We start from the raw sequence: 12,139 nt of genomic DNA on the forward strand, positions 1-12,139 counted from the left end.
GCCTCCCAGTTGTCGTAGATCGCGATGAGGGCCTGCAACGTGGTGCGGATGTCGTTGAAGTCCATCTCCTGGGCGTGCAGCGACCGGCCGGAGGTCTGGATGTGGTACTTGAGCTTCTGTGACCGCTCGTTCGCGCCGTAGCGCTCCCGCATCGCGACCGCCCAGATCCGCCGCGCGACCCGGCCGAGCACGCTGTACTCGGGATCCATGCCGTTGGAGAAGAAGAACGACAGGTTGGGCGCGAAGTCGTCGATGTTCATGCCTCGGGCCAGATAGGACTCCACGTAGGTGAAGCCGTTGGTCAGCGTGAAGGCGAGCTGGCTGATGGGGTTGGCCCCGGCCTCGGCGATGTGGTAGCCGGAGATCGACACCGAGTAGAAGTTACGCACCCCGTTGTGGATGAACCACTCCTGGATGTCGCCCATCATCCGGAGCGAGAACTCGGTGGAGAAGATGCAGGTGTTCTGGCCCTGGTCCTCCTTGAGGATGTCGGCCTGCACGGTGCCGCGCACGGTGGCCAGTGTCCGGGCGCGCAGCTTGGCCGCCTCCTCGGGCGAGGGCTCGCGGCCGTGCGAGTCGCGGTGGCGATCGAGCGCCTGGTCGATGGCGGTGTTGAGGAAGAAGGCCAGGATCGTGGGGGCGGGGCCGTTGATGGTCATGGACACCGACGTGGCCGGTGCGGACAGGTCGAACCCGTCGTAGAGCGCCTTCATGTCCTCCAAGGTCGCGATCGACACGCCGGAGGTACCGACCTTGCCGTAGACGTCGGGGCTCTGGCCGGGGTCGCGGCCGTACAGGGTGACCGAGTCGAACGCGGTGGACAGCCGGGTGGCCTCGCTGTCGGCCGACAGCAGTTTGAAGCGCCGGTTGGTGCGGAAGGCGTCCCCCTCGCCGGCGAACATCCGGGCCGGGTCCTCGCCCTCGCGCTTGAACGGGAAGACCCCGGCCGTGAACGGGAAACGGCCGGGCAGGTTCTCGCTCCGCAGGAAGCGCAGCAGTTCCCCGTGGTCGGTGTAGCGCGGCAGCGCCACCCGTGGAATCGTGCTGCCCGAGAGCGACTCGCGGGTGAGCCGGGTGCGCGACTCCCGGTCGCGGACCCGCACCACCTGCTCCTGGCCTGAGTACGCCTCGACGACCGCCGGCCAGCCGCCGATGAGCTCCGCGTTCGCCGGTGCGAGGTCGGCTCTGGCCTGGTCGGCCAGCTCGGCGACGGCCGCGGCGGGCGATCCGGTGAGCTCGGCCGCCACCTCGGTCAGCCGCTGCAGGCGCCGGGCGGCCTCGATCTGCCGGGCGGTCTCGGCGTGGTAGCCACGCACGGTCTCGGCGATCTCGGCGAGGTAGCGGATCCTGCCGGGTGGGACGATCTGGGCCGCACCGGTGGACGCGCGGCCGCTCACCTCGGGCAGGACACCGGGCTGGAGCGGCAGGCCGCCTTGGGCCAGCAGGCCGCTCAGGTGCTGGTACAGGGCGGTGACACCGTCGTCGTTGAAGGTGGCCGCGCTGGTACCGAACACCGGCATGTCCTCGGGCCGGGCGCCGAAGGCCTCCCGGTTGCGGATCAGCTGCCGTGACACGTCGCGCAGCGCGTCGGCAGCGCCACGCCGTTCGAACTTGTTGATCGCCACCACGTCGGCGAAGTCCAGCATGTCGATCTTCTCAAGCTGGGACGCCGCGCCGAACTCGGGCGTCATCACATACAGCGCGACGTCGACGAGCGGGACGATCGCGGCGTCGCCCTGGCCGATGCCCGGAGTCTCCAGGATCACCAGGTCGTATCCGGCGGCCTTGCACGCCTCGATCACCGCGCCGATGTTCTCGGGCAGCTCGTGGGCGCCCCGGGTGGCCAGGGATCGGAAGAAGACGCGGTCGCCGTCCAGGGTGTTCATCCGGATCCGGTCGCCCAGCAGCGCGCCGCCGCCACGGCGCCGGGTCGGATCCACCGCCAGCACGGCCACCCGGAGTTTGTCCTGCTGGTCGGTGCGGAACCGGCGTACCAGCTCGTCGGTGAGGGAGGACTTGCCAGACCCGCCGGTGCCGGTGATACCGAGCACCGGCACCCGGCGACCGGTGGCCGCGTCCGCCAGTACCCGCCGGTCGGCCTCCGGCAGTGTCCCGCCCTGCAGGCAGGTGATCACGCGCGCCAGCGCCGTCCGCTCACCCGCCAGCACGCTCTCGACCGGCGCCGGCCGCGCGGCGAGATCGACGTCCGACTCACGGATGAGCCGATTGATCATTCCTGGCAGGCCGAACCGCTGGCCGTCCTCGGGGGAGAAGATCCGCACCCCCGACTCGGCCAGCCGGGCGATCTCCTCCGGCACGATGACGCCACCGCCGCCGCCGAAGATCTGGACGTGTCCCAGCCCTGCCTGCCCGAGCGCCGAGGCGAGATATTCGAAGTACTCGATGTGCCCGCCCTGGTAGGAGCTGACCGCCACTCCCTGAGCGTCCTCCTCCATGACCGCGTCGACCACTTCCCGCACCGAGCGGTTGTGGCCCAGGTGGATCACTTCGGCTCCCTGCGCCTGCAGGATCCGCCGCATGATGTTGATCGCCGCGTCATGCCCGTCGAACAGCGCGGCGGCGGTGACGAAACGCACCGGCTGGGTGGGAACGTGCAGCGAGCCGTTGACGCGGGAGTGGTCGTCGGAGCGTGGCACCGGACTCTCCTGGAGGGTAATAAATCCTTGGACATCAAATATTTTGGCATTAAAGTACATAGGTGATCGGGATCAGGTCAAGTACCGTGAGCCGGTGCCTAGTTCACCCTCTTTCGACTCCATCGCCGAAGCTCACCGGCAGTGGAACGCCCGCTGGCCGGAACATGCCGACCACATGGCCACCGTCACCTCCGTCATGCGGGTGCAGCAACTGCTGCTGAGCCGGATCGAGGAGACCCTCAAGCCGTACGGCCTGACCTTCGCCGCCTACGAGGCGTTGCAACTGCTGGCATTCGCGCGGGGGGCGCTGCCGATGGGAAAGATGGGGGAGCGGCTGATGGTGCACCCCGCCTCCGTGACCAACGTCGTCACCCGCCTGGAGCAGCGCGGGCTCGTGGAACGGCGTGTCTCCCCCGACGACCGGCGCGTGGTCCTGGCCAGGATCACCTCCGCCGGGCAGACCCTGGCATGGCAGGCGACCGAGGCGCTCAACGAGAGCTCGTTCGGCCTGGCCGACCTCACCCGCGCCCAGGCCGTCGAGACCACCGCCCACCTGCGTGACATCCGCGCCGCCCTGGGCGACGTCCATCGGCCCGGCCAGGCCGGAACGAGCCCGCGCGACCTCCCCGTGCACCCGTAGCCGGGGGCGTGCTCATCAGGGCCATCCTGGAGCGCGCGATGCCGACGCGTCCCTGGGGGAGCTCGGCCTCCCCGACCCCGGCCCCGGCGGTTCAGCGGGTGGGGGGAACGAACTCGGGCTGGTCGAGCAGGCGCAGCCAGCTGCCGTCGGGCTGGCGCCGGACGACCTGCGCGCGGGCGCCGCTCCCGTCCTTCGGCGGGGTCGAGGTGAGGGCGATGTCGCCGCTGATCAGCGTCGGCAGCGGTTGTTCCTGCTCGAAGCGGGGACGGCCGGCCAGCACCTTCTCCCACAGCGCGCGGATCGCCTCCCGGCCCACCGTCCGGCCGCCGGGCGGGTAGGCCATCACCGCGTCCTCCTCGTAGAGCGCGGCCACTCCGGCCGCGTCGCCGGCGTTGGATCGTTCGACGAACAGGCGGGTGATGTCTTCGGGCCGCATGGCCTTCTCGTACTCCGGCATGGATTCCTCCTGATGTTGGACCTCGGTGCCCACCAGCGTGGTCGCTCGCCGATCAGAAGTCCAACAGATGAATCTGCTAGAAACTAGAAGTTTCAGCTATGGATCTGGACTCCGGCAGCACGATCGTTCAAGTCCGTCAGTGGTCGAGGCTGCCGGGGTGGGGTGCTACGAGGGTTCCGGACAGACAGCCCATTAGTGATGCGCTGGATGTTCCCGGGTGGGGCGTCGATGAGATCACCGTCGGCGAGCCGGGTGGAGACGGCCCTGCTTCACCCTCGAGGCCGGTCGGCTCCCGTGTGGCCGGTGTGAGGGCTGCGGGAAGTCCTGAGGATCATCCGGCACGCCCGCTTCTGTGCAAGTAGTTGCATGGCTAGAGTTATTGCATATTATTTGCAGGAGCAAGTCAGAGGAGAGAAGCGATGGGTGAGTACACCCTTCCCGATATGCCCTACGACTACGCGGCCCTGGAGCCCGCGATCACCGGGGAGATCCTGGAGTTGCACCACTCCAAGCACCACGCCGCCTACGTCAAGGGCGCCAACGACACCCTGGAGAAGCTGGCCGAGGCCCGCGACAAGAGCGAGTTCGGCGGGCTGGTCGGCCTGGAGAAGACCTTCGCCTTCAACCTGTCCGGGCACGTACTGCACTCGATCTTCTGGCAGAACCTCTCACCCGACGGCGGCGACCGCCCCGACGGGGAACTGGCCGCGGCCATCGACGAGCACTTCGGCTCTTTCGAGGCCTTCAAAAAGCAGCTCACCACCGCCACCGCGGGCGTGCAGGGCTCCGGCTGGGGCATCCTGGCCTGGGAACCGCTGGGGCGCCGCCTGGTCGTCGAGCAGGTCTACGACCACCACGGCAACGTCGGCCTCAACACCACCCCGCTGCTGGTCTTCGACGCCTGGGAGCACGCCTACTACCTGCAGTACCGCAACGTGCGCCCTGACTACGTCGAGAAGTTGTGGACCCTGATCAACTGGAACGACGTCATCGCCCGCTTCACCGCGGCCAAGGGCGCCTGACCCCATGAGCGCGGCACCCGCCCACCGGACGGCCGGTGCGGCGGGCGCCGCGCGTCATGAGATCCGGCTCGTCCGCGCCGGCCAGGTACGGCCGTTCCTTCCGGCCGTGGCCGACGTGGGCGGGCAGGTGTTCACCCGGCCGCCGTGGTGTGAGCCGTACCCGTCGGCGCGCGGGGTCGCGGCCCGCCTGCTGGCCGACAGCCGCCGACCAGGGTTCGTCCTCGCCATCGCCGTGGACGGCGACAGCGAGGACGAGGTGTGCGGCTTCGCCTACGGGGTGAGCTGCTCACGGCTGGCGACCCTGACCTGCGGGCAGCCCCACGACGACTTCACCCTCCGCGAGCTGGGCGTGCTTCCGCACTGCCGCGGCCGTGGCCTCGGAGCCGCCCTCCACGACAGCGTCCTCGCCATGAAAGGTGATGGACCGGCGTGGCTCACCACCCACTCGGCCGCGACCACGGCGCTGGGCCTGTACCGCAGGCGGGGGTGGCGGTCGGTCATGCTGTACGAGCAGGCCGGCGCAACCCGCCTGATCATGCGCAGACCACCGTCCTGGCCCGCCTCGCACCGCGAGGGCAGAACCTGATCAGGCCCGTAGCCGATCTCCGTCAACCGCTTCCGCAAGACCGGTTCTCAGTGCCGGCGGGGGTCGAGCACACCCGGGACGGTCTGCGGCTGCTGATGAGGAGATGGTCGGGACGGTTCCCCGTCGGAGCCGGCCGAGCGCTCATGACACGCTCTCCCTGGTGCCCCGTCAGACGGTGCTGTCGTCAGCCGGTTGCACGGGAGGAGGCGGAGGCCACGGAACCTCGGCGAGGAGAGGGAGAAGCGCCTCCTCCTCGTAGTCGAGGTGCGCGTTCAGCTCCGCCGACATCCGGTCCAGCTCGGCGCGGAAACACCGAGGGTCGGCGATGCCGATGTCGGCCAGCAAGGCCACCAGCCGGTCTTGAATGTCCGCGACGGTGCGGTGTTCGTCGCGGAGCCGGTCGAAGGTGTCGGCCAGATGGGGGTGATAGCCAGCGATTCCGGGGAACAGGTGCGCGTCCTCGCTGCTGTGATGGAATTCCAAAGACTGGCAGAACGCCAGGCAGCGCTGCCGGATCTGCAGCCCGAGACCCGGTCCCGGCGGTTCGCCGGGACCATGATGGGCCGCCTGTGCGGCGAAGTGGGCGTCGACCTCCGCACTCACCTGACGCAACTGGGCACGCAGCCAGGTATGGACCTCCATCAGCTTGTCGGCGAGGCTGTGGACCTCGCGGGGACCCTCCCAGGCGTCGGGCTCGGCACGCTCCAGCACCACGACAGGCAGGGGCCGGGTGGTCCGGACCTGGTAGTCGCCGTATCCGGGCGCCACCCGCACGACATGTCCGAACAGTTCCTCGCGTCGCGCCCCTTCGGCGGGAACCGCGAGTGCTTCGAAGGTCTCGGTGCCGACCTCCACCCGTACCACGGGATGGGCGAGCAGGTTGTGGTACCAGCCGGGGTGAGACGGGGCACCGAGGTTGGATCCGACGATCAGCAGTGAATCGCCGTGGCGGACGTAGCCGAGGGGAGTGGTCCGCTCCGTCCCCGACTTCGCGCCGGTGGTCGTCAGCAGCAGGAGATCCCCGCCTTCGAAGGGGCCACCGACCTTCCCTCCGTTGGCGCGGAACTCCTCGATGATCGATTGGTCGAAAGACATGGGCATACGGTTTTCTGTCTCCGGAAAAGGTACGTGGATCCGCAGTGACTGCGGTGATGGTGGATGGCGGTGATACGCGCGGCACGGAGCGACCGCCGCGCCTCCCGCCGTACGCGGACAGCGGACAGCGGACGGCGCGCCGCCGCTGACGGCCTGACGCGGTGCGGAAGTCCAGGGCACGCATGGCGGTGCCCGGAACTCGAAGAGTGAGAGACGACGTGCGGCTGCGCTACGTCAGATACAGGGCGCTGAGTACGAACTCATGGCGGGTCCTCTGCGTGAAGGGTGTTCGCCCGATCGCCGACCGGCCCACTGCTCTTTGGTCGGCGTCACACGACACCGGAGCCATTACACACACCCGGTGGCCGCCTGTCAACGCCGAAGATCACGCACGTGCGTCGGGCCGAACTCGGCCGCTGTCACAGACGCCACTCTCACCGGCGGCCGTTTGGGAGAGACGTGTCCGGTCGTCCGCTGTCAAGGCGGTCGAGCGCGTCGCGGGCGGCGGTTGCCCAGAGCGGCGCGGCGGCCTTGTTCGCGATCGTCAGCGCCTGCCGGTAATGGTCCGGGGCCTCGTCGCGGTGTCCGAGGGCGACGGCGAGATCGCCGAGATGAAGCGCTACGGGGCCGAGGGTGAGCAGGCCGCTGCCCGCTCCGGCCAGTTCCCCCGAGGCGGATCGTAGCTGGGCGTAGGCACGCTCCATCGCCGATCGGTCGCCGACACCGATGGCCGTCCGGGCGGCGAGGCAGGTGCGGACCTCGCAGAGCAGGTCGCGGGGTGAGTCGGGGAGGGTCTTCGCGGCCACTTCGGCTTCGTCGCGGCGGCCCGCGGCGAGCAGGATCAGGGGTCGGGCCCAGGGCGCGTACGGGCCCCAGTCCGCCTCCTCGTCCGCCTCTGGTCGCTCGCCCCGCTGGATGCGCAGGCACAGCAGGGCGAGAGGGAGAATGCCCTGCTCCATCCCCGGCATGCCGCTGCCGGCGAGTGCGGTGCTCGCGGCGCGGTAGGCGGCCTCCGCCTCGACCAGATGGCCGGTGACGGCCAGCCGCAGAGCGGCGTACCACCGGGTGAACACGCCCGCGAGGGGGATGTCGTGCTGTTCGGCGAGACGGTCCGTGGCTGCGGCGTGCGCGTCGGCCGTGACGAAGTCGGCGAGCGCGGAGTGGGCCTGGATGAGGATGAGGTGTCCGAGTACCTCGAAGGTCACCAGGTGGTGCCGGGTGGCCAGATCGACCAGTTCATCGCCGATCCGGGCGCGTCGCGGGGCCATTCCGGCCTGCTGGAAGGCCTGCATGAAGCGGCCGTTGAGGGCGAAGGCGAGCAGGGCCGGGTCTCCCAGCCGACGGGCGATCGCCTCCGCCTCCCGCGCCGCCTGACGTCCGCGGTCGGTGGGGGCGCCGCGCAGTTCCAGGGCGAGGGTGCTCAGCAGACGGCTGCGCTGTGCCGCCTGGCCCTCGGGCAGGGCGGTCAGAGTGCGTTCGATCGCATGGACGATCTGCCGGGCGAGGTCCTCGTCGTCGTTGCGGGTCCAGATCGCGGGCACGTCGAAGGCGCTGATCACCTCGGCGGTCAAGTGCGGGTCGCCGAGCTCCTCGGCTGTGGCGATCGCCTCCGCGCGGTACTGCCTGGCGCTTTCCAGGGAGCCGGTCACGGCCAGTGCCCGCACCATGCCCATGACCGCCTCCAGCCGGCCGCGCACGTCGCCCTCCTCTGCCCGGTCGTGGGCGGCGAGGGCCTGCCGCCACAGTCGTGCGGCTTCGTGCGGGGCGAATCCTCGCTCGGCCTGCAGCGCCGCCGCGCGGGCGTAGCGGGCGGCCCGGGCGGCCGTAGGCCGGCTCTCGGCGTGGCCGAAGTGGTGGGCGAGCGAGGTGATGTCCCCCGGGTGCAGCTGCTCGATCGTCTCGGCGACGGCGGCGTGCCAGCGCGCCCGGCGTGGCCTGGAGATGTCGTCGTAAAGCGTGTCGCGCACCAGGGCGTGGGCGAACCGCAGCCGACCCGGTTCCCGCTCGGTCAAAAAGCCCGCGAGCAGTGCGGACTCCAGGGCGTCGACCACGAGGTCCTCGTCTGCCGCCAGGGCGACCAGCACGTCCACGTCGATGTCCCGGCCGATCACGGCCGCCTGCCGCAGCACCGCCCGTGCCGGTTGCGGTAGCCGCGCCAGCCGGTGGCGGATGACGTCCCGCACGCCCGCGGGAACGGCGTCGAGTGCCGCGGGTCCCTCAGCGTTGACCAGCCGCGCGAGCTCGCGGACGAAGAACGGGTTGCCGCCGCTGCGCCGGTGGATCACCCGCGCGGTCCGTGCGTCCACGTCCCGCTGGACGACGGCACGGACGAGCTCGCCCGTGGCCGCCTCGGACAGGCCGCCGACGTACACCCGGGCCGGTTCCACGCGGGCGAACCCGGCGAGCGCGTCGGTCAGGACGGGGGAGATCTCGGTGGCCCGGTAGGTCCCGACGAGCAGTATCGGCCCGGCGACGGGTTCCGTCACCAGGGTGGCCAGCAGGTCCAGAGTCTCCTCTGCTGCCCGGTGCAGATCGTCGAAGACCACCAGCACCGGTGCTCGCCTCGCTACCGCGGCCAGGTAGGAGGCGGCCGCGTGGTGCATGCGAAACCGGGCCGCGGACGGTGTGGTCGCTGCGCCGTCCGGCACAAGGGCCGAGGCCGGGGCGGGCTCGGCCCCGGCGGCGGCCAGGCCCCCGACGATCTGTGTCCACAGCCAGGTGCCGGGCACCCCGTCATGCTCGGGGCTGCGGCCCCATGCCGTGGTCCAGCCCCGCGCCGTCAGCGTGCCCGTGAGCGCCTCGGCGAGCGCGGTCTTTCCCGCGCCGGCGTCGCCGGAGACCAGGGCCAGGGCGATCCTGCCCTGCCGCACGGCGGCCGCCGCGGCCTCTTCCAGGTGACCCAGCTCCTGCGCGCGTCCGACGAACGGCCGTCCGGCAGGATCAGGGGGCGCCTCCCGCGGTGACACCATGATGCCGGTGCCGCCGCCGGCCCTGGCGGGGGCGGTGAGATGGGGAGCCTGGGCGAGGATGTCGGCCTCCAGCCCCCGCAGCCCGGGGCCGGGATCCACCCCCAGTTCCCCGGCCAGCACCTCCCGGGCCTGGCGCAGGACGGCCAGGGCATCGCCCTGCCGGCCCGACCGGTACAGCGACAGCGCCAGCAGCCTCCAGGCGTCCTCGCGCAACGAATGGCCCGCGGCGTGGGCCTCCAGGTCAGGCACCGCCTCGGCGGCCCGCCCCAGCTCCAGCAGCGCCTCCGCACGCCGCTCCACGGCCAGCAACCGCAGGCCGTCCAGGCGGGCGATCTCTCCGCGTGCCCACGTCTCCTCCGCGAACTCCGCGTACGCCGGACCCTGCCACAGGGCCAGCGCCTCCTCCAGGCCGACCAACGCCTCCCCGGCCCGCCCCGCCGCCAGCAGCGAGCCGGCCTCACCCGTCGCCGCCTCGAACCGCCAGGCGTCCACCGACCGCCGCTCCGCCCGTAGCGCGTAACCGGGGGAGGCCGTCACCAGCAGCCGGGCGGGCTGCCGGGGAGGGCGGTCGGGTTCCAGAGCGCGGCGCAGCGCGGAGACGAACGTCTGGATCACCCCGACCGCCCCGTCCGGGGGCCGCTCCCACAGATCGCCGACGAGCCGGTCGACCGGGACGACCCTGCCCCTGGCGATCAGCAGCCGCGCCAGTACCGCTCGATGCCGGGGACCTTTCAACGGAAGTGGACCGTGCTCGTCCGAAGCCTCCAGAGGGCCCAGCACGCCGAAGGTCACCGCTCGTGCCGTCGCCTCGCCGGTCATGTCACCCGATGTTATCCGGCCGTCTCGGGTGGGCCCTTGTCGGCAGCGCCGTTCGGCCACCGCTCAGCCGCCGCTGACCGGCTGCTGAGCGGCGGCGGGCAGGCTGGTCGCAGTCGCTCGACAAGAACAGACAGACCTAGCGGAAAGGGTCCTTGCCATGGAACCCAGGATCACCGGATTCGACTACCAGCGCGTCACCGTCACCGAAGGCGTGTCACTCAACGTCGCCGTCGGCGGCTCCGGCAGCCCCGTCGTGCTGCTGCACGGATTCCCCCAGACCCACCTGATGTGGCGGCACGTCGCCGCAGACCTGGCCTCCGATCACACCGTCATCTGCCCCGACCTGCGCGGCTACGGTGACAGCGACAAGCCGGCCGATACCGATGGGCACACCTACTCCAAGCGCACCATGGCCGCCGACATCGTCGCCCTCGCGCGCGCCTTCGGCCACGAGCGCTTCGCCCTGGCGGGCCACGACCGGGGCGCCCTGGTCGCCATCCGCGCCGGGCTGGACCACCCCGATACGATCACCCATCTCGCCTCGCTCGACGTCCTGCCGACGCTGGACATGTGGGACGTGATGCACGGCACCTCCGCCGCCGTCGGCTTTCATCTCTACCTGATGGCCCAGCCGCCCAGCCTGCCCGAACAGATGATCAGCGCCAGCGCGGACGTCTTCTTCGGCTACTTCCTGGACATCTGGACCCGGGATCCGGAGGCGATCCCCGCCGACATCCGCACCGCCTACCTGAAGGCCTCCCGCGAAGCCGTCCCCTCCATCGTCGCCGACTACCGGGCATCGGCCGCCATCGATGTCGAGCACGACCAGGCAGACCGCCAGGCCGGGAACCGGTTGCGCATGCCGGTGGCCGTCCTGCAGCAGGACTGGGGCACGGCCCTCGGCTTCGACGCCGCCGCCCTGTGGGAGGCGTGGGCGCCCCACCAGGAACACGCCACCGTCTCCTGCGGCCACTTCATGGCCGAAGAGGCCCCCGCCGATGTCGTCAAGGCACTGCGTGACCTTCTGGCCAGGTAGAACACCGTCTGCCTGGACGGCCGCCGGGGCGACGGCGGCGGCCCGGAGACCGCGTTGACGTCGTGCTGGTCCCACAGGCCGGACCCGCACACGCAGGTGGCGACAGTCCGGATGATCACTTCGGGTTGATGGTCCTCGGATCGGCGCGTTCCTCGAAGCGCACGTCCCCAGGAGCGTGAATGACGGCTCCCCGCGTGATGAATTCCTCGCTCCGAGCCGCTTGGCGAGCGTCGAGGTGAGCACGTCGGCGCCCTTGGGCATGGCGTAGCCGATGGACCGGGGCATGGCCGAGCCTGCCGTCCCGTACGCCGCCGACGGTCACCGTGAGTTGAAGCGGCTCTTCGGACAACAGTTCCTCCACTGGTCACAAGGGATATGCGGCGTCCTTCCGGCGCCTCGCGGACCAGGTTCATTGTTAAACCAAGGTTTAGGTCAAGCTAGGTTGGCCGTATGCCGGATTCCGAAGTGATCGTTACGGAGTTGACCATCGGAGAGTTGTCCGAGCGCAGCGGCGTGCCCGCCTCCGCCTTGCGCTTCTACGAGCGCAAGGGGCTCATCGCCAGCCGCCGCACCACCGGCAACCAGCGTCGCTACCACCGCAGCACGCTGCGCAGGCTGGCGTTCATCCGCGCCTCGCAAAACGTCGGCATCCCCCTGTCGGTGATCGAAGGCGTCCTGGAGTACCTGCCGCACGATGTCTCGCCTACCCGGGAGCTGTGGCTGAAGGCGTCGGAGTGCTGGAGCGAGGCCATCAACGGCCGCATCGAGAAGTTGGAGCGCATGCGCGATCGGTTCACCGAGTGCATCGGCTGCGGTTGCCTGTCCTTCGACCAGTGCCTGCTGGTCAATCCCGGTGAC

At 70.5% G+C, this 12,139-nt stretch carries 9 protein-coding genes; 5 read left to right on the plus strand and 4 right to left on the minus strand.

Going from position 1 to position 12,139, the window contains the following annotated elements; translation table 11 throughout:
- Nucleotides 1–2,657: fused isobutyryl-CoA mutase/GTPase IcmF (gene icmF / locus ABZ260_RS34730; protein ID WP_355626153.1), on the minus strand; the 2,657-nt coding region annotated here is incomplete at its 3' end.
- A gap of 94 nt (nt 2,658–2,751) precedes the next feature.
- Here icmF and ABZ260_RS34735 point away from each other — a divergent pair.
- Nucleotides 2,752–3,297 (plus strand): MarR family transcriptional regulator, encoded by a 546-nt coding sequence (locus ABZ260_RS34735; RefSeq protein WP_355555966.1) that lies wholly within the window; start codon nt 2,752–2,754, stop codon nt 3,295–3,297.
- A gap of 91 nt (nt 3,298–3,388) precedes the next feature.
- On the opposite strand, the gene ABZ260_RS34740 is transcribed toward ABZ260_RS34735, so the two are convergent.
- Nucleotides 3,389–3,754: a nuclear transport factor 2 family protein gene (locus ABZ260_RS34740; RefSeq protein WP_355555969.1), complete on the minus strand. Its 366-nt coding sequence runs from the start codon at nt 3,752–3,754 to the stop codon at nt 3,389–3,391.
- A 419-nt stretch (nt 3,755–4,173) separates the two neighbouring features.
- Between ABZ260_RS34740 and ABZ260_RS34745 the strand changes: the two genes are divergently transcribed.
- Nucleotides 4,174–4,776, plus strand: a complete 603-nt coding sequence (locus tag ABZ260_RS34745; protein WP_355626155.1) for a superoxide dismutase — start codon at nt 4,174–4,176, stop codon at nt 4,774–4,776.
- A gap of 4 nt (nt 4,777–4,780) precedes the next feature.
- A complete protein-coding gene (locus ABZ260_RS34750; protein WP_355626157.1) occupies nt 4,781–5,362 on the plus strand; it encodes a GNAT family N-acetyltransferase in 582 nt (193 codons plus the stop codon).
- A gap of 168 nt (nt 5,363–5,530) precedes the next feature.
- Here the strand turns inward: ABZ260_RS34750 and ABZ260_RS34755 are convergent, their stop codons facing one another.
- Together ABZ260_RS34755 and ABZ260_RS34760 are read right to left on the minus strand one after the other, a co-directional pair.
- On the minus strand, nt 5,531–6,457 hold the full coding sequence (locus ABZ260_RS34755; RefSeq protein WP_355626159.1) for a nitroreductase/quinone reductase family protein: 927 nt from the start codon (nt 6,455–6,457) through the stop codon (nt 5,531–5,533).
- Nucleotides 6,458–6,891: 434 nt separating this feature from the next.
- Nucleotides 6,892–10,245 carry a BTAD domain-containing putative transcriptional regulator gene (locus ABZ260_RS34760; protein WP_355626161.1) on the minus strand — a complete coding sequence of 1,118 codons (3,354 nt, stop codon included), beginning with the start codon at nt 10,243–10,245 and terminating at the stop codon, nt 6,892–6,894.
- Between the two features lie 157 nt (nt 10,246–10,402).
- On the opposite strand from ABZ260_RS34760, the gene ABZ260_RS34765 reads away from it, so the two are divergent.
- Nucleotides 10,403–11,281, plus strand: coding sequence for an alpha/beta hydrolase (locus ABZ260_RS34765; protein WP_355626163.1), 879 nt, complete (start codon nt 10,403–10,405; stop codon nt 11,279–11,281).
- A 450-nt stretch (nt 11,282–11,731) separates the two neighbouring features.
- On the plus strand, nt 11,732–12,139 hold a 408-nt coding region (soxR, locus tag ABZ260_RS34770; protein ID WP_355626165.1), incomplete at its 3' end, for a redox-sensitive transcriptional activator SoxR.

Origin of the sequence: Streptosporangium sp. NPDC006013, from assembly GCF_040614275.1 — a bacterium.
GTDB lineage: Bacteria > Actinomycetota > Actinomycetes > Streptosporangiales > Streptosporangiaceae > Streptosporangium.

Coding starts and splice junctions, on each gene's coding strand:
- ABZ260_RS34750 (WP_355626157.1), top strand. CDS start 4,781: ATGAGCGCGGCACCCGCCCACCGGACGGCCGGTGCGGCGGGCGCCGCG.
- ABZ260_RS34745 (WP_355626155.1), top strand. CDS start 4,174: ATGGGTGAGTACACCCTTCCCGATATGCCCTACGACTACGCGGCCCTG.
- ABZ260_RS34740 (WP_355555969.1), bottom strand. CDS start 3,754: ATGCCGGAGTACGAGAAGGCCATGCGGCCCGAAGACATCACCCGCCTG.
- ABZ260_RS34765 (WP_355626163.1), top strand. CDS start 10,403: ATGGAACCCAGGATCACCGGATTCGACTACCAGCGCGTCACCGTCACC.
- ABZ260_RS34755 (WP_355626159.1), bottom strand. CDS start 6,457: ATGTCTTTCGACCAATCGATCATCGAGGAGTTCCGCGCCAACGGAGGG.
- ABZ260_RS34760 (WP_355626161.1), bottom strand. CDS start 10,245: ATGACCGGCGAGGCGACGGCACGAGCGGTGACCTTCGGCGTGCTGGGC.